The sequence below is a fragment of the Parapedobacter sp. GCM10030251 genome, from assembly GCF_042666505.1.
Classification (GTDB): domain Bacteria; phylum Bacteroidota; class Bacteroidia; order Sphingobacteriales; family Sphingobacteriaceae; genus Parapedobacter.
The window spans coordinates 287,890-304,986 of sequence record NZ_JBHTDN010000002.1 but is presented as its reverse complement, the minus strand read 5'-3'; the positions used below and the strand labels follow the sequence as shown (position 1 = coordinate 304,986).

At 50.5% G+C, this 17,097-nt stretch carries 16 protein-coding genes; 14 read left to right on the top strand and 2 right to left on the bottom strand.

Annotation, left to right across the window (positions count from 1 at the left end):
- Positions 1-13 precede the first annotated feature (13 nt).
- From ACFQRK_RS07295 to ACFQRK_RS07245, 11 genes are all read left to right on the top strand, one after another.
- Entirely contained in the window at positions 14-1,048 is a 1,035-nt protein-coding gene (locus tag ACFQRK_RS07295) for a sugar phosphate isomerase/epimerase family protein (protein WP_379005103.1), read from the top strand.
- Between the two features lie 39 nt (positions 1,049-1,087).
- On the top strand, positions 1,088-2,242 hold the full coding sequence (locus ACFQRK_RS07290) for a Gfo/Idh/MocA family protein (RefSeq protein ID WP_379005101.1): 1,155 nt from the start codon (positions 1,088-1,090) through the stop codon (positions 2,240-2,242).
- A 27-nt stretch (positions 2,243-2,269) separates the two neighbouring features.
- Entirely contained in the window at positions 2,270-3,061 is a 792-nt protein-coding gene (locus ACFQRK_RS07285) for a DUF1080 domain-containing protein (RefSeq protein ID WP_379005099.1), read from the top strand.
- 87 nt (positions 3,062-3,148) lie between these two features.
- Positions 3,149-3,547, top strand: coding sequence for an antitoxin Xre/MbcA/ParS toxin-binding domain-containing protein (locus ACFQRK_RS07280; protein WP_379005097.1), 399 nt, complete (start codon positions 3,149-3,151; stop codon positions 3,545-3,547).
- A gap of 8 nt (positions 3,548-3,555) precedes the next feature.
- On the top strand, positions 3,556-4,017 hold the full coding sequence (locus tag ACFQRK_RS07275) for an RES family NAD+ phosphorylase (protein WP_379005095.1): 462 nt from the start codon (positions 3,556-3,558) through the stop codon (positions 4,015-4,017).
- Positions 4,018-4,104: 87 nt separating this feature from the next.
- Positions 4,105-5,016: an EboA domain-containing protein gene (locus ACFQRK_RS07270; protein WP_379005093.1), complete on the top strand. Its 912-nt coding sequence runs from the start codon at positions 4,105-4,107 to the stop codon at positions 5,014-5,016.
- A 3-nt stretch (positions 5,017-5,019) separates the two neighbouring features.
- Positions 5,020-6,000, top strand: coding sequence for a TatD family hydrolase (locus tag ACFQRK_RS07265; protein ID WP_379005091.1), 981 nt, complete (start codon positions 5,020-5,022; stop codon positions 5,998-6,000).
- 6 nt (positions 6,001-6,006) lie between these two features.
- Positions 6,007-6,894: a UbiA-like protein EboC gene (gene eboC, locus ACFQRK_RS07260; protein ID WP_379005089.1), complete on the top strand. Its 888-nt coding sequence runs from the start codon at positions 6,007-6,009 to the stop codon at positions 6,892-6,894.
- 7 nt (positions 6,895-6,901) lie between these two features.
- Positions 6,902-8,062 carry a 3-dehydroquinate synthase gene (locus ACFQRK_RS07255; RefSeq protein ID WP_379005087.1) on the top strand — a complete coding sequence of 387 codons (1,161 nt, stop codon included), beginning with the start codon at positions 6,902-6,904 and terminating at the stop codon, positions 8,060-8,062.
- Between the two features lies 1 nt (position 8,063).
- Positions 8,064-9,284 (top strand): metabolite traffic protein EboE, encoded by a 1,221-nt coding sequence (gene eboE / locus ACFQRK_RS07250; RefSeq protein ID WP_379005085.1) that lies wholly within the window; start codon positions 8,064-8,066, stop codon positions 9,282-9,284.
- On the top strand, positions 9,281-10,633 hold the full coding sequence (locus tag ACFQRK_RS07245) for an alkaline phosphatase family protein (protein ID WP_379005084.1): 1,353 nt from the start codon (positions 9,281-9,283) through the stop codon (positions 10,631-10,633). Before eboE ends, ACFQRK_RS07245 begins: the two co-directional genes overlap by 4 nt.
- Positions 10,634-10,644: 11 nt before the next feature.
- Here the strand turns inward: ACFQRK_RS07245 and ACFQRK_RS07240 are convergent, their stop codons facing one another.
- Positions 10,645-10,851, bottom strand: a complete 207-nt coding sequence (locus tag ACFQRK_RS07240) for a hypothetical protein (protein WP_379005082.1) — start codon at positions 10,849-10,851, stop codon at positions 10,645-10,647.
- A 154-nt stretch (positions 10,852-11,005) separates the two neighbouring features.
- Positions 11,006-11,899, bottom strand: a complete 894-nt coding sequence (locus ACFQRK_RS07235) for an AraC family transcriptional regulator (RefSeq protein ID WP_379005080.1) — start codon at positions 11,897-11,899, stop codon at positions 11,006-11,008.
- A gap of 180 nt (positions 11,900-12,079) precedes the next feature.
- Between ACFQRK_RS07235 and ACFQRK_RS07230 the strand changes: the two genes are divergently transcribed.
- The 3 genes from ACFQRK_RS07230 (at position 12,080) to ACFQRK_RS07220 (ending at position 17,079) form a co-directional block, all read left to right on the top strand.
- A complete protein-coding gene (locus tag ACFQRK_RS07230) occupies positions 12,080-12,895 on the top strand; it encodes a phytanoyl-CoA dioxygenase family protein (RefSeq protein WP_379005078.1) in 816 nt (271 codons plus the stop codon).
- Complete coding sequence (locus tag ACFQRK_RS07225; protein ID WP_379005076.1) at positions 12,895-13,728, top strand: sugar phosphate isomerase/epimerase; 834 nt, start codon at positions 12,895-12,897, stop codon at positions 13,726-13,728. The genes ACFQRK_RS07230 and ACFQRK_RS07225 overlap by 1 nt, the downstream gene beginning before the upstream one ends.
- Positions 13,729-13,917: 189 nt before the next feature.
- Positions 13,918-17,079, top strand: coding sequence for a SusC/RagA family TonB-linked outer membrane protein (locus ACFQRK_RS07220; RefSeq protein WP_379005074.1), 3,162 nt, complete (start codon positions 13,918-13,920; stop codon positions 17,077-17,079).
- Positions 17,080-17,097 lie beyond the last annotated feature (18 nt).

The following is a 17,097-nucleotide window of genomic DNA, read 5'->3' as shown; positions in this document are numbered from 1 at the left end:
AAACAAAAGAGATATGGATACAAATAACAATTTTCCGAAGCTTCACAATGCGACTTGGCCGGGAATCGTAGGCAAGGGAGAAGGTTCTGAACCGGTGATCCCGTTTGATGATCTGTTGGCCTACACGGCGGCGGCCGAAGTGAACGGGGTAAAATTCGACGGTGTGGACATTGGCTTGCTGGAGCCGCATGTAAACATCAATGGCGGAAAAGCGGAAGTGGAACGATTGGCAGACAAAGTCTCGGCACACGGCCTGAAGATTGGTTCACTGGTTGCGCCCATTTGGGCAGGATCGGCTATGGGAAGTAAAGAAAGCCGGACGGTATTTGTGGATATGGTGCGTAAAGCGTGTGAGTTCGGTCAGCAGCTGCGCGAAATGGGCGTTCGTCCCTATGGCGTCGTCCGGATCGATTCCTCCAGTTCACCAGCCGATTGGGCAAAGGATCCCGTCGGAAATACCAAGGTGATTGCTGAAACATTTCGTGAGGCTTGTGACGTAGCGGCAGACTACGGAGAAAAGCTGGCGGCCGAAGGTGAGATCTGTTGGGGAGGCATGCACAGCTGGCGGACGATGCTGAATACCTTGGAGGCGGTGGATCGGCCCAATATGGGCTTTCAGGCAGATATGTCGCATACGTTCCTCTACCTGTTGGGATACAATCAGCCTGACGACCGGATTTTGCCGGCCGATTTCGAGTGGGGTGATCGCGCGGCGCTGGAGGAAGGACTTCAGACACTGACCAAAGCCCTCCGTCCGTGGACGATCGACTTCCATGTGGCCCAGAATGATGGTACGGTTTTCGGGTCGGGATCGCACGACAAGACCGGACGGCATTGTCTGCCGAATGACCCGAACGGGAAACTTAGTATTGCACACGATGCCGGTTATTGGCTGCGCGACGAGAACGGTCAATTGACAAAGGCTTTTAAGCACATCTGCTGGGACGGTTGTATGTTCCCCAACGAGGTGTTGCATAAACAACAGACATGGAATGATATACTGGCAGCGCTGATTAGCGTTCGCGAAGCTCATGGCTGGCAGGAATAACGAAATCAGAAAAAAACATAACTAGATAGCTCGAAAAAAATGAGTAAGAAAAAATTGAGAATCGGATTAATTGGTTGTGGGTTTATGGGTAGAACCCACTCCAACGGATACAACCGTGTACCGAATTTTTTTCCTGACTTGGAATATCAACCAGTGCTTCAGGCCGTATGTTCGCGTCGGGAGGAAAAAGTAAAGGCATTTGCAGAACAATGGGGTTTCGCATCTTACGAGACCGATTGGAGAACGTTGATTGCCCGTGACGATATCGATGCCGTGGACATCTGTACGCCTAACCACTTGCATGCTGAGATTGCCATTGCGGCAGCAGAAGCGGGCAAAATGGTGCTGACCGAAAAGCCGTTGGCCAGAAATCTCGAGGAATCCAAGAAAATGGTGGATGCCGTAGAGAAGGCAGGGGTGGCAAACACGGTATGGTATAATTACCGGCGGCTGCCTGCGGTTACCTTGGCAAAGAAAATCATTGCCTCTGGTAAATTGGGAAAGATTTTTCATTACCGGGCCAATTTCCTGCAAGACTGGACAATCAATGCGGACCTGCCCCAGGGGGGAGATGCTGCTTGGCGGATGGACGTGGATGTGGCAGGATCGGGCGTGACCGGCGACTTGCTGGCGCATTGCATCGATACGGCCATGTGGCTCAATGGGGGCATTACGGAAGTGTCTGCAATGACAGAAACGTTCGTGAAGGAACGTGTGCACAACGAAACGGGTAAGTTGCAACCCGTAGGGATAGACGATGCCTGTATCTTCCATTGCCGGTTTTCAAACGGGGCGCTGGGACTCTTCGAATCGACCCGGTATGCCCGCGGTCATAAAGCATTGTATACGTTTGAAATCAACGGGGAACATGCGTCCATTCGGTGGGATTTGCATGATTTGAACCGATTGGAATATTTTGATAATGGGGTCGATTCGGATGTGAAAGGCTGGAGTTCCATACACGTCACAAACGGAGACCATCCGTATATGGATAAATGGTGGGTGCCGGGCCTGGGAATCGGTTACGAACATAGCTTTGTTCATCAAGCTGCCGATTTCCTGAAAAGCCTCGAAACAGGCGAGTCTTGTCAGCCCGATTTTAAAAATGCATACGAGACGCAGAAAGTATGTGAAGCGGTGATCGAATCCGCCAAGTCACGGAGTTGGAAAGCAACCGAGGTGACGATTGACTGAAAACGTTATTAATTTTAATTATACGATATGTTGAAATCAAAAATTACCCTCCGGGCCCTTAAGGGCCTCGGAGGCTTTGTTTTAGTGACTGCATTGTTTGTACAATGCACGTCGGGGGGAAGCCAAGAAAAAAATCAGGCTGAATCCGAAGCGCAGCCTGATTTTGTGGATCTTTTTGACGGTAAGACACTCTCCGGATGGCGGGGCGATACGTCGCTATGGCGCGTAGAGGACGGAGCCATCGTTGGAGAAATCAAACCCGGTCGGGAATTGGAACGTAACTCGTTTATTATTTGGGAAGGTGGCAGGCCTGCAGATTTTGAATTGATTACGGAATATAAGCTAACCGGAAATGGCAATAGCGGGATTAATTACCGCAGCGAGGAGCTGCCCGATCTCCCGTATGCATTGCGCGGATACCAGGCAGATATCGATGCGGCCAATACATACACCGGGCAAAATTACGAAGAACGCGGCCGTACGATTCTGGCGTTCCCCGGCCAGCAAATGCACCTGCCTCCCGTCGAAGGCGCCATCAGTGACTATGCAAAAGGGAACATCTGGACGGCCGGCAAAGAAACCGGATCCTTGGGCGATCGGGATTCCCTCAAAAGCCATATTAAACCCGACGATTGGAACGAACTCCGTATCGTGGCCAAGGGAAATCACCTGCAACATTATGTCAATGGCGTATTAATGAGCGAAGTGACCGACGATGATGAGAAAAATCGTAAACTGGAAGGCTTGATGGGATTTCAGGTACATGTGGGGCCGCCGATGAAGATCGCTTTCAAAAACATACGGTTGAAACAGTTGTAACGTTTTATTGCTAATCAATCGGGTCTTGAAAATTTTCGCTTTTAGTGTGGAATATTTTCGGTACCTTTGTGGTAAAGATGATCGGATATGAGCGTACTTAAATCCTTGGACATCACGAGTGACGAAGCGATTTTTTTTGCTGCCCGAAAAGGTGTCCGCCCTACGGTTTTTTATCATTTTGCAAAAACTTCTCAATTACCCGAAAAGGAATTGGCCCGATTGATTAATCTTTCTGCTCGTACGATAAGTAATTATCAGGAACGCCAAAAGCCTTTGGCACGGGTGGAGAGCGAGCATCTGCTAAAGCTGATTGCACTTTATAATAAAGGTGAAACGCTCTTTGGGAGTGTCGCCGAGTTGAACCAATGGTTGCATAAACCGTTCTGGAACCGCGATGATAGACCCATCGATTGGTTGGATACACCATCCGGCGTTGACTTAGTAATGGCTGAATTGGATCGCATCGCACATGGCTATGTAATCTAATAGATGCCATGTTGTTATATCGCATCGCATACAAGGCGTTCAGTAGAAAATTGTTTGCCCCAGGATTCAGTGGCCGCTGGAACAGTGATGGTAAAAAAGTCATTTACACGGCGGAATCCATACCGCTGGCTTTTTTGGAAAGTATGTTGCGCCGTCAAGGCAGTGGATTCAATCGAGATTTCAATACCATGATTATCGATGCGCCTGATACCCTGTTAACTACGATTGTTGACGTACACGGATTGCCGGATGGGTGGCGCAATACGCATGATTACCGTATATGCCAACGAATCGGTGACGATTGGTATGAAAGTTACGCATCACCGATTTTGAAAGTCCCGTCAGCCGTGCTTCCTGATGCATTTAACTATGTACTGAATACCTCGCATCCAGACTTTTCAAGTATCAAGTTGCTGCGGGTAACCCCACTGATCCCTGATGAGCGTATAGAAGACTTGTTAAAAAAATAAGTGTGGCATCGTTTGGATTGCCAATGAGGAGAAAAATCGTAATTTTGAAGATTGTATTCAATAGTCGGATAAATTGTCTCGAGCGTTATGAATAATGTAAATGCTGACGTTTCTGTGAAGCAAGTGATCCTTCCCGAGTGGATGGCTGATCAGGTGGCGAAATATCTCGCCGCAGAAGAGTGGTCGGCATTGGTTGAGCAGGTAAACCGAATCGCCAACGATCCGCAACCGAATACGTTGGCCAAGGTTTTTACTGCCATTCCGCGTACGATGCGTTCGGCGGATAAAAATCTGCGGATTACGTTTGACGAAACCGTGTCTATCCGCCCGGATCTATTGCCACTCGACGTAAAAGACTGGTCGCTGCCGAGATTGATACGGGTTTGGGTACTCATGAATATTCCACCTTTGGAACAAACTGCTTACGTTTCATTGATCGATCGACTGTTCCAATATGGCGAGATGGAAGAATTGGTGGCACTTTATTCAGCACTGCCTGTCTATCATTATCCGATGGCATGGCGGCTTCGTTGTACGGAAGGCGTCCGCAGCAACATGGCGACCGTGCGGCAGGCGATAATGTTGAATAACGCGTATCCGAGTCGGTTTTTGGATGAAGGCGCGTGGAACCAGCTGGTGTTGAAGGCATTCTTTACGGACGAGGATATCCCGCAAATCATCGGACTGAAAGCACGGAACAACGAACAATTGGCCGTTGCATTGATAGATTATGCATATGAACTTCATGCAGCAAAAAGGCACATCAATCCGTTCTTGTGGATATTGGTCGCCCCATATTTGGACGACCGGGCGTACCGGCTCATGGAACAGCTGCTACAGGAAAGCCAACAGCTTTTGACGCGCAAGGCGATTGCGTACGCGTTCCAGTCGAGCAGCTTTGCCCCCGCGACCGGATTAATAATAAAGAATAGTGAGTTAATGGATTTATCGGATACCGCCGGTACACCTTGGGACGGCTGGTTGGATCAAACGAATTAAGATATGTGTAATTACAGTGAGCGCGATCGAGCATCGATGGGAGAACGGATGGCGCTTGATTTGGATTTGGTAAAAGGATTCCGGTTTTTCGACCCGCATATTCACATGGTGTCGAGAACTACCGACGATTACCAGGCAATGGCCGATGCTGGCGTGGTGGCGGTTATTGAACCGGCTTTTTGGGTAGGACAACCCCGTACGGGAATTGATACGTTTAGAGACTATTACAGCAGCTTAATTGGCTGGGAACGATTTAGAGCTTCGCAATTCGGAATCAAACATTTTTGTACCATCGGTTTGAATTCCCGCGAAGCCAACAACGAAGCCCTGGCCGAACAGGTTTTGGAACTGCTGCCCTTCTTTATCTATAAGGAAGGCGTGGTGGGAGTGGGCGAGATCGGCTTTGACGACCAAACCGCGGCCGAAGAGAAGTATTACCGGCTGCAGTTGGAACTCGCCAAAGAAGCGGGACTTCCCGTACAGGTACATACGCCGCACCGCGACAAAACCCGGGGTACCTCCCGGAGTATGGACATTGCGCTGGAGCACGGACTGGATCCGGGTAAGGTCATCATCGATCACAATACCGAGGAAACGGTTAAAGAAGTGCTGAATAAGGGTTTTTGGGCGGCCTTCACCATTTACCCGTTTACCAAGATGGGTAACGAGCGGATGGTTGAAATTGTAAAACAATATGGCCCCGAACGCATTTTGGTGAATTCCGCGGCCGACTGGGGGATCAGCGATCCGTTGGCAGTACCCAAAACTGCGGCGCTCATGGTCAAGAGCGGAATTTCAAGGGAGGCGATCGAACAGGTGTGTTTTAAAAATGCCGTTACCGCTTTTGGGCAAAGCGGACAGTTAGATGAATCATCGATAACGGAGCATATGGTGATCGATCAAGGGCAGAAGTTTGAAGGGAATTCCATCCTGCGTGGCGGGCAGCAGCCTCGCAGAGATGCAGGGTCGATTATTATATCCTAGTTACGGATGGGAAGGCTAAAACCGTACCTGCAATTGATGCGGCCGGCGAATATCGTAACGGCTATCTCGGATGTGTTGGCAGGTGTTTCCATTGCTTTATTGTTTGTGACCGATGGCGCGACGTTGGATGGCTCCGTTTTAACGGCACTCATTATCGCCACCATCGGGCTTTATGGAGGTGGCGTGGTTTTTAATGATGTGTTTGATGCTAAGCTGGACGCCCGCGAACGACCGGAACGGCCTATCCCCAGCGGGCGGGCGTCATTGCGTGGCGCGGCAATATTGGGGTCAGTTTTGTTCCTCCTTGGGGTCGCGTCGGCGGTCGCGGTGGGAGTCGTTTCGTCAGCAATAGCACTCGCCATCGTGCTGATGTGCCTGCTGTATGACAAGTGGGCCAAACACCAGGCAATTACCGGTCCCCTGACCATGGGAATGTGTCGGGGGCTTAATCTACTCCTTGGTATAAGCTATTCAGGGGCGGCGCTCGAACAGGTTTGGTTCTTGGCATGTGTGCCCGTTATCTACATCGCGGCAGTTACCACCATCAGTCGGGGGGAGGTGCACGGGGGGCAGCGGACGCCTTTGCTAACGTCTGCCATCTTGTATGGCGTCGTCGTTGCTTGCATTGTGGCATTTGGCGTGCATTATCAAGGCAGCGTATTGGCAATCGGAATGGTATTGCCGTTCATCTTGTTTGTATTCCCGCCGTTGATCAAAGCCATTCGCTCGCTTGAAGCGGCCGATATCCGAAAAGCTGTCAAGCATGGAGTGATTGGACTGATTTTTATGAACGCCGCTTGGACGGCAGCCGCGGGGATGTGGGGATTGACGTTCGCAACCTTGCTGTTGTTTCCCTTATCCATCTGGCTGGCCAAGTTATTTGCTGTTACTTAATTTGTTTATGAAGTCTTCGATTAAACAGAAATTCTCGGTTTCGTACCAATACGATATTTATTTTACCTCGGGGCTATTTACGCCCGAAAACCGGTTGCTTAGCGACTTTTTTGCCCAGCGCAATGAGGGAATTGCCCCTAAATTGCTGGTGGTGATCGATGAAGGCGTAGTAGCCTGCCATCCTGCGCTCCCCGAGCGGGTACGGGAGTACTTTGGCTTGGGACCCGCAGTGCAGCTGGTTGCAGATATACTGCTGGTGCCAGGTGGCGAGGCGATTAAGAACGACTGGGAAAGTGTCGATCGCATGATTGAGTCTGTCGACCGATACGGGATTGATAGGCACTCATATATTATGGCCATCGGCGGAGGTGCGGTGCTGGATGCCGTGGGATATGCGGCAGCCGTTGCACACAGGGGTATCCGTCATCTCCGCGTACCAACCACCGTACTCTCGCAGAATGATTCGGGTATGGGTGTGAAAAATGGTATTAACTATCGGGGAAAAAAGAACTTCGTGGGCACTTTTTGCCCTCCGGTGGCTGTTTTTAACGATAATTTGTTTTTGCTGACCCTGGATGACCGTGCTTGGCTATCGGGAATTTCCGAGGCGGTAAAGGTCGCCCTGATCAAAGATGCGGCCTTCTTCGACTGGATCGAAAGCCATGCCGAGCGGCTACGCCGCCGCGATAGCGACGCAATGGATTATCTCATCTTCCGATGCGCGGAGTTACACCTTCAGCACATTGCCGGTGCCGACCCTTTCGAATTCGGCTCATCCCGGCCGTTGGACTTCGGCCACTGGAGCGCACATAAGCTGGAACAGCTTTCTGGTTTTGAAGTGCTGCATGGCGAGGCAGTGGCGATTGGCATTGCGCTGGATACGGTTTATTCCGCTATCGTTGGCATGCTTTCCCCGCACGATGCGCAGCGGGTGCTTACTGCTTTGCAGGAGCTGGGCTTGCCCATTTTTCATCCCTTATTGGAAGGTTCGGATACGGGTCATCCGCTGCTGAACGGCTTGGAGGAATTCCGTGAGCATTTGGGCGGTCGCCTTACGATCATGTTACTGCGGGCAATCGGACGTGGGGTGGAGGTGCATGAATTGGATAAACAAGAAGTATTGCGGGCGGCTGCAGCGTTGCAAGAGGGAGTCAATTTAGTGAGCTGAAATGGTTACGGCATACGGACAATTAACGTATTGTACAAATATCCACGGGGGAGAGGACTGGGATCAGCATTTTGAGTCATTGCGGATACATTTTCCCCAGATCAAGCAGAAAGTGTCGCCCATACAGCCGATGGGAATTGGATTGCGGTTGGCCGACTTGGCTAGCACGAGACTCGCGCAACCCGATCGGTTGGAGGAATTTAAAGATTGGCTGGCACAGGTGGATGGTTACGTATTCACCCTGAATGGGTTTCCTTTCGGGGCTTTTCATGATACAAAAGTCAAAGAGCACGTCCATGCACCCGATTGGACAACGGACGAGCGACTTCAATACACGAAGCGGTTGTTTACCATCCTTGGCCAACTGCTTCCGGTGGGGATGGATGGGGGTATCTCCACATCGCCGCTGGGATACCGCCATCGGTACAACCACAGTGAGACGGCTTGGCGGGATATGCGGAAGCGGGCAACGGCACAAATTGTCGATGTGGCCTCCGATCTGCATCAACGCTGGCTGGAGCACGGACGAACCTTGCATTTGGATATCGAGCCGGAACCCGACGGGGTACTGGAAACCGGACCGGAATTTATCGATTGGTTCGTGACGGAGTTGATTCCCACGGGAGTAAAACATTTGTCGGCCAAATTTGGGATGACGCCAAGCGAAGCGGACGAAGCCCTGAAGCGATATGTGCGCCTTTGTTATGACGTCTGCCATTTTGCATTGGGCTATGAACACCATCGGACGGTGGTGGATGAACTCGGCCGACATGGAATAAAAATCGGTAAGTTCCAGATCAGTGCAGCGCTCAAAGCGCACCTTCCTCAGGAGGAAGCTGACCGTGCGGCAATCGGCGCAGCCTTCCAGGCGTTTGATGAGCCCACCTACCTGCACCAGGTTCTTGCCCGGCAAAAAGGGGGGGCGATCCGTAGGTTTAAAGATTTACCCGACGCGGCGGATGCGTTGTGGGACCCCAATACCGAGGAGTGGCGATCGCATTTCCACGTGCCAATATTTCTGGAAGACTTGGGTAGATTGCAATCGACCCAATCGGATATCCGCGACGTATTGAACATCCAACGAGAATACGCCCTCACCCGCCACTTAGAGGTAGAAACGTATACATGGGGTGTGTTGCCTCATGAATTGCAATTGCCCATTGCCGACTCCATCTCGCGCGAGTTGCATTGGGTGCTCAATGAAATGGAAACAAGATCATGAACAAAACCGTCGTTTTGGATGTGGTAGGCCTCTCGTCTGCGTTGATCGGGGAACATACCCCTTTTCTGAAAGCCTACCTGGAAAGAAACCACCTAACGAAAATAAAGCCGATGCTGCCCGCGGTTACCACAGCGGTGCAAACGACGTATGTGACCGGCCGCTGGCCGGCTGAACACGGCATCGTAGGTAATGGCTGGTACGATCGTGTCGACAGCGAAATAAAGTTCTGGAAGCAGTCCAACCAACTGGTGCAGTCCGAATCCCTCTGGGATGCAGCAAAGCGTAGGAATCCTGATTTTACCTGTGCGCAGCTCTTTTGGTGGTACAATATGTATTGCAGAGCCGACTATTCGGTAACACCACGGCCCAATTACCTGGCCGATGGCAGGAAAATGCCCGATTGTTATTCTTATCCGGCATCGCTGCGCGACGAATTACAGGCAACGTTTGGTCAATTTCCCCTGTTTAATTTCTGGGGGCCGGGTGCAAATATCGCTTCGTCTAAATGGATTGCGGACGCGGCAATGTACGTAGAGGAAAAATACAGTCCTACCTTAAGCTTGGTTTATTTGCCGCATCTTGATTATTGCCAGCAAAAGTTTGGCCCCGACCTGGCAAAAATCGGTAGGGAGGTGGCAGAAATCGATGCCTTGTTGAAGCAGCTGATTGAGTTTTATGAGCAACGGGGAGCCAAGGTGATGATCTTATCGGAATACGGTATCGTACCGGTATCGCGCCCCATACACATCAACCGGATTTTGCGTGAGGCCGGTCTGCTGGGGATCCGCGTGGAGCGCGGATTGGAATTGCTGGATGCAGGGGCCTCGCAGGCATTTGCCGTATCTGATCATCAGATTGCGCATATCTATACGCGGAACGACGAGGTGAAGAATCAGGTCAGAAAGCTGTTGGAGAATGTACCGGGGGTTGAGCAGCTACTGGATGATACGGCCAAACGGGAAGCACACATCGATCATGAAAGGGCGGGAGACCTGATTGCCGTCGCGAAACCCGATAGCTGGTTTACCTATTACTTCTGGTTGGATGATAACGTAGCTCCGGATTATGCGCGTATGGTGGATATTCATAAAAAACCCGGTTATGATCCGGTGGAAATGTTTATGACTTCTAAAGGGCGCGCGGCTTACAAACTGTTACGGAAAAAGCTGGGGTTCCGGTATGTGCTCGATGTCATTCCGTTGGATGCCACATTGGTCAAGGGATCGCACGGGGCTGTCAATGTTCCCGATGCTTATTACCCCGTGTTAATTACCCAAACGCCTCAGGAAGGAGCTGCGGTAGAGCCAACCGCCATTAAGGACATCATACTGGGCAGTGTTTTCGCATAGACTCGGCGCCGCTACTTCGCATCGAAGTCTAAACCCAGTTCCGATAAAATGAGCCGATATTCGGCAAACCGGTGTTCCCGGATGGGCCTTACAATCGGTTCGGTTTTGAAATACAACAAAAGGCATGGAGAAATGGCCTTGTACCGTTCAACCACTTCAAAACCGGTGAGTTCGCCGTTTTTGATCCGCTGTTTTATTTTATTATGATACGGGTACATTTCAGTAATCGATCCTTGCACTTCTTTCCGTTATCCGCTAACATGCAAAGTTAGCATTTTGTGCTAATTTAGATCGTTGGCGGTTTGCCCGCCTGGTCAGATGAATGCCGTCAACCGCTTCGGAAACCCGGGATTACGGTTTTGTCAGCAGAGACTACGTACGGGTTGACGAAGTAGTGTGGGGATTACGTAGTGCTTTGGGCGAAATTCCAAACTTCTTCTTAAATAACCTTGAAAAATAGAACGGCGAATCAAAGCCTGTGTGATAACCAATTTCCGTGACGGTAAGGCGGGTGGTTTTGAGGAGCTCTTCGGCTTTGTCAAGGCGGAGATCGAGGTGGTATTGGTTCGGCGATTTGCCCGTGAGCCGTTTAAAGGACTTTCTGAATTTTGAATAACTGATCGGGAATTCTGCAGCCAGATCTTCCATGCGGATGGGATTCGCCAGTTCGTTCTGAAGGGTAAGTATCGCTTTCGACACCCAGATAGATTCGGGGTCGTTGTCCGTTTTTTCTGTGAGATTAATCCGGTTAAGCAATCCGATCAGCTGTAACGTGATGCCGGCAATAACCTGCTGATATCCGATTTGTGCCTGTGAGACCGTACTTAATAATTGGGTAAACGCAGCCATGACGTCCTTGCTTAGCCCCGTCCTGATGAATGGCGATTCGGGTTGAAATAAGCGATTCATAACGTGCTGCGGATACGTTCCGTTAAAGCCGACCCAGTATTCCTCCCATCCAAACGCTGGATTAGGCTTGTAGCGGTGCCAAATACCGGGGAATAAAAGAAAACAGGTGCCCGACTCAATGCTTTGGGGCGGCGTGTTGGCAGATTCGAACACCCCGCAGCCCCCGGTAATAAAGACCAGGTAGTAACCATCAAGAATGCGTCCCTTGTTCCACGAAAAGACATGGTCGGCCGGGTGTTGGCTTGCATCGGGATAAAGTGCGTGTTTTTCTATTTTGTTGTAACCAACCGTAGTGACATAAAAGCCCAAATCGCGGTCAATATTTCGTATATGCAGGTATTTATGATAATTATTCATCTTCGGTTTGTACAGTTAGCGTATCAAACATACCAAATCAATCGGTATTTACCAACTAAATATCAAGCGGCAGGAATCTGCGAAAATATCAAAAAGTGCAAAAAATGATCGGGATCTGTCATTTTATCTCCCGCCTATAAAGCGATCTTTGTGAGATCGTTTCACCAATTGTAATACGTTATGAACACTGATTTAAGCCAAGAGCAAATAGATTTTTATCGCGAAAACGGTTATGTGATCGTGGAGGATTTTTTGAATGCCGACGAACTGGATCATTGGCGCCGTGCGGTCACGCAAGCCATCCAAGAGCGAAACGGCCTGAAAATGCCGGGTAAGGAAGTCCGACTCGGCGACGACGACGGCATCAATGAAGACGCTGCCTATTTCAACAACGTGTTTGATCAGTTGCTGAACCTCTGGCAAACCAGCGAGGAAATGAAGCAGTTAATGGTCGATGAGCGCATCGGTAAGATGGCGGCCGACTTGGCCGGGGTGGACGGCATCCGCATCTGGCACGATCAGGCCCTGATTAAGCGGCCCTGGGCGAATCCGACCTCTTGGCATCTCGATACGCCGTTTTGGTCGTTTTCTGACCGCCGCGCGCTATCGATCTGGGTTGCACTGGATGATGCCACCCTGGAAAACGGTTGTTTGTTCTTCATTCCGGGATCGCACAAAACGACCACGTTTGAAAACGCCGGTATCGGAAAAAATATGGGCGGTATTTTTGAGGTTTACCCCGAGTTTAAACAGACCAAGTCGCATGCCGCGGTCATGAAAGCGGGAAGCTGCTCGTTCCATAACGGGTTGACCATACATGGCGCCCATGCCAACATGACCCCGGGTTTCCGACGGGCGATGACCTGCGCATACATGCCGGATGGAAATACGTACAATGGGACACCCAATATCCTGCCCGACGAATACGTGAAAACGCTTAACGTTGGCGACTTACTGAATAATGACGAACAGAATCCACTCATTTATAAAAGATAATGCAAATTGACTTTTATTGTCCGCGTTGGGGGTCCGAACAAATTGGATGGCGACAATTTGCAGCGCAGGTAAAGCAAGAAGGATTCGCGGGCGTGGAGGTTTTCCCTTTGGGCGACACGTCCAACAACACGGACATGGTTGAGGTGCTCAGCGATGCAGGGTTGTCTTATATTCTGCTCCACGCCGAACTTCAGGAAGGGAAGGATTTCCATCGGTATATCGACGCGCTTGAGCGGAATCTCTATGCACTGCTCGAATATCAGAATCAGCAGGCAAAGCCTGAGTTTATTGTGTCCCAAACAGGAAGGGAATACTACAGCCGCGAACAGATGGAGGCGTGTTTTGCCATTTGCGACCGGATCAGCGGGGAATCATCGATCAAGATTATTCAGGAGACCCATCGCAATAAATGGTCGTTTGCCGCACACGTCGTTCACGATTACCTGCGGGAGTTCCCGTCGCTGGAACTCGCACTCGATTTTTCGCACTGGGTCTGCGTATCGGAAAGCTACCTGGAAGATCAGGAAGACGCAATCGATTTGGCAATCCGGCATGGAAGGCATCTGCATGCCCGTGTCGGCTTTCTCGAAGGACCGCAGGTTACCGATCCTCGCGCACCGGAAAACGAAGAAGCGTTGAAGCATCACTTGGCATGGTGGGATCGCTGGATAGCTCATTTGAGGGAAACAGGCGCCAAGCGGGCCACGATTACACCCGAATTCGGTCCGTACCCGTATATGCAATATAAGCCTTTTACCAAGCATACATTGGCTTCCCAATGGGAAATCAACTGCTGGATGCGGCAGATGCTCAAAGAACGTTTTGGGGTATGATGCAGGATGGAGCAGGACGCGGTTTCTGGGAGAATTACTTTTATTGTTGAATTGACAGTTAATTGAGAGGAAACTTGAAAGGAGGATTTGCATAGTAAAATAGACTTACAAAATAGTTGCCGTGTGCGTTCATGTCAATGATCCGACGATGAACGGTATAAACCAAATTATAACTACAATTAAAATTTTATGTATACAGTATGTACTGCAACCGGCGTTAAGCGGCCGGGTATTCACTCACTGTCCTTTTGGGTGGGAATGATGACGTTAATGCTAGGGGCATTTGTGTGTTCTCACAAGGCTGCGGCTTTACCGATAGCCGTTGCGCAGGAGCCGGTCACCGGTCTCGTGCGCGATTCTATGGGTAACCCTTTGGAAGGAATATCTGTACTCGTACGGGGCACTTCACGTGGCGCCGCTACGGATGCGAATGGACAATTTCAGATACAGGCATCAGCCGGCGAAGTCCTTATATTCCGTGCACTCGGCTATCTTCCCCAAGAACTTACCCTGGGAAGCCAGCGTACGGTAAACGTGGTGCTCCAACTGGAATCGTCCGACCTGGACGAAGTCGTCGTGGTTGGGTATGGCACCACGAAACGGAAAGATTTTACCGGTTCGGTCGGATCGCTGAACCTCGAAAACTCGCCCGTTGCCCTCGCTCCGAATCTAAACGTGCTCGAATCACTTAAGGGAAGCATCAGCGGATTGAATATCGGTGCGACGAACTCGGCGGGTGGAGAACCTGCAATGGAAGTCCGGGGCCAGAATTCCATCAACGGGACCAATACCCCATTGATCGTACTGGACGGGGTGATCTTTATGGGAAACCTCAGTGACATCAATCCGAACGACATTGCCACGATCGACGTGCTTAAGGACGCCACGTCGGCCGCCGCTTACGGTTCTCGGTCGGCCAACGGCGTTATCGCCGTCACCACCAAGCGGGGCCGCATCGGTAAACCGGTAATCAGCTTTAATTCCTCGGTAGGTTTCCAGGAATGGCAAAATCGTCCTGAAATGTTACGGGCTGAGGATTGGATCGAGATGGTGAATGCACGCAATCAATATACGCCGGGCTCCATCAACTGGCTGAAAAATGGCGAGCTGGCCAATCGGGAAGAAGGGCGCGAAACGGTGTGGCTGGATCAGATATCCCGCACAGGGGTGATGCAGAATTACCAGGCAGCCATCTCAGGGGCCTCTGAACACATTAACTATTATTTGTCGACCTCTTTTGATGACAATAAGAGCATTATAGAAGGGGATCAGTTCAACCGCATTGCTCTGATGGGAAAAATCAAGGCGGATATCACCAAATGGCTGGAAGTGGGTGTCGATGCCGGTTTTTCCAAACGGGACTATTCGGGTGTGGCCGCCAATATCAACGAAGCACAGACAATGTCGCCTTATGGCGTGATGTTCCGCGACGACCAAGGCAACCTGGAAAAATATCCGTACACGCAATCGGGCGTCAATCCGCTGTGGGGCGTGAACGACGGTATCCGGGATAACGAGGACTTTCTGTACAACTACCGGTTGAATACGCACGCAGTGGTAAAAGTGCCTTGGGTAGAAGGGTTGAGCTACCGGGTGAATTACCTGGTGAACCAGGACGAAACCCGTTACGGCAATTTCTTCTACGAAGACTATTATGTACAGGAAGGAGAATCACCCGATCGGTATTCGCCTGCGACCCTTCAGAATTTGTTGACGAATGCCAACGGTTCGATTGAGAATCGGAAAGGAAATAGCTACGTATGGGACAACATCCTGAATTTCAACCGGACGTTTGACCGGCATTCATTGGATGTTACCTTGGTAGCTACCCGTGACCACATGAAATACGAGCGCTACGTGATGACCGGGCGAGATTTTGCGGCGAATGGAAATACGACACTCGGCTTGCAGGGGCTGCACAAGGCGACGGTGCAGCGGATTGATTACGATGGGACGGATGCCAACAATATGGATACTCGTAATTATGAACGGTCCAATATCGGATATCTCGGCCGGGTTAACTATTCCCTCGACGATACGTACTATTTCACCGGGTCATACCGGCGTGACGGAGCCTCGGTTTTCGGAACGGACAACAAATGGGCTGATTTCTTCGGTGCGGGTTTCTCCTGGCGTGTAACCAACGAGGCATTCATGGAGTCGGTTCAGGTGCTGAACGATTTGAAATTGAAGGTTTCTTGGGGTCAAAACGGAAACCAGGGTTTAAATCCGTACGGTACGCTGTCTACCGTGGAAAACGCCGCCAGTGGTGGTGCGCGGTATGAATTTTCGAACACCCCGGGGCGGATCTATTACGGATTGTATCAAGGTAAATTAGGGAATACCTCGCTCGGCTGGGAGAAGACTACTTCCTGGAATGCCGGATTCGAATCCGCTTGGTTGGGTAATCGCATCTTCGCTGATCTGGACCTGTATTTCGCCAAAACCACCGATCAGATTTTTAACCGCAACATTCCGGTAATGACAGGCTTCAAAAGGATGATGACATCCATGGGGCAGGTGAATAACACCGGTATCGAGGCGACCGTTCGCACCATTAACGTGCAGAAATCGGAGCTGACCTGGAGTACCACGCTTACGTTCTGGAAGAACTTCAACAAGTTGGTTTCCCTCTACGGGGACGATTTGGATGGCGACGGCCGGGAGGATGATGATCTTGCAAACGGTCTGTTCATCGGAAAATCGCTGGGCGCCATCTACGGTTACGAACAGATTGGTATCGTGCAAGAGGATGACACGGAATACATCGAATTGACCGGAGCGGCACCGGGCGCACCGAAGTACCGGGATTTGGACGGACAGCCGGGCATCACTGCAGCCGACCGGAAAATATTGGGGTATGATAAGGAGAATTTCCGCCTGAATTTCAGCAGCAACCTCTCGTATAAGAATTTCGGGTTTTATGTGATGGTTACGGGAACCTTCGGTGGTAACAACATGTACGTAAAGTCTAACCCATCGGCTTACTTGGTCAATGGAACCGGACGTTTCAATGACAACGTGCATTATATACCGTATTGGACGTCTGAAAACCGGAGTAACGTATACCCTTCGGCATTGTTCGCCGGTGATGGCCGTTTCCAAGGATTGCAAAGCCGCGGATTTGTGCGCATTCAGGACATCTCCTTGTCTTATACATTTAACCAACCTTGGTTATCGGCCGCACATATCGGATCGTTGAAAGTATTTGCGACAGCGAAGAACCTGGCTACGTTCACCGATTGGTTCGGGGGGGATCCGGAAACGGGAGCACGGATCCGGGAAACAGAGTCGGCGTTGCGTCTGCCGGTGGCTTCGACCTATTCGTTGGGTGTAAACATGAGTTTTTAATCAGTATCACAAGAGAGA

Bases quoted from the DNA above. Each gene is read 5' to 3' on its own strand.
- ACFQRK_RS07290 (WP_379005101.1), top strand. From the start codon at position 1,088: ATGAGTAAGAAAAAATTGAGAATCGGATTAATTGGTTGTGGGTTTATG.
- ACFQRK_RS07275 (WP_379005095.1), top strand. From the start codon at position 3,556: ATGTTGTTATATCGCATCGCATACAAGGCGTTCAGTAGAAAATTGTTT.
- ACFQRK_RS07265 (WP_379005091.1), top strand. From the start codon at position 5,020: ATGTGTAATTACAGTGAGCGCGATCGAGCATCGATGGGAGAACGGATG.
- ACFQRK_RS07230 (WP_379005078.1), top strand. From the start codon at position 12,080: ATGAACACTGATTTAAGCCAAGAGCAAATAGATTTTTATCGCGAAAAC.
- ACFQRK_RS07295 (WP_379005103.1), top strand. From the start codon at position 14: ATGGATACAAATAACAATTTTCCGAAGCTTCACAATGCGACTTGGCCG.
- ACFQRK_RS07225 (WP_379005076.1), top strand. From the start codon at position 12,895: ATGCAAATTGACTTTTATTGTCCGCGTTGGGGGTCCGAACAAATTGGA.
- ACFQRK_RS07280 (WP_379005097.1), top strand. From the start codon at position 3,149: ATGAGCGTACTTAAATCCTTGGACATCACGAGTGACGAAGCGATTTTT.
- ACFQRK_RS07285 (WP_379005099.1), top strand. From the start codon at position 2,270: ATGTTGAAATCAAAAATTACCCTCCGGGCCCTTAAGGGCCTCGGAGGC.
- ACFQRK_RS07270 (WP_379005093.1), top strand. From the start codon at position 4,105: ATGAATAATGTAAATGCTGACGTTTCTGTGAAGCAAGTGATCCTTCCC.
- eboE (WP_379005085.1), top strand. From the start codon at position 8,064: ATGGTTACGGCATACGGACAATTAACGTATTGTACAAATATCCACGGG.
- ACFQRK_RS07235 (WP_379005080.1), bottom strand. From the start codon at position 11,899: ATGAATAATTATCATAAATACCTGCATATACGAAATATTGACCGCGAT.
- ACFQRK_RS07220 (WP_379005074.1), top strand. From the start codon at position 13,918: ATGTATACAGTATGTACTGCAACCGGCGTTAAGCGGCCGGGTATTCAC.
- ACFQRK_RS07255 (WP_379005087.1), top strand. From the start codon at position 6,902: ATGAAGTCTTCGATTAAACAGAAATTCTCGGTTTCGTACCAATACGAT.
- ACFQRK_RS07240 (WP_379005082.1), bottom strand. From the start codon at position 10,851: ATGTACCCGTATCATAATAAAATAAAACAGCGGATCAAAAACGGCGAA.
- ACFQRK_RS07245 (WP_379005084.1), top strand. From the start codon at position 9,281: ATGAACAAAACCGTCGTTTTGGATGTGGTAGGCCTCTCGTCTGCGTTG.
- eboC (WP_379005089.1), top strand. From the start codon at position 6,007: ATGGGAAGGCTAAAACCGTACCTGCAATTGATGCGGCCGGCGAATATC.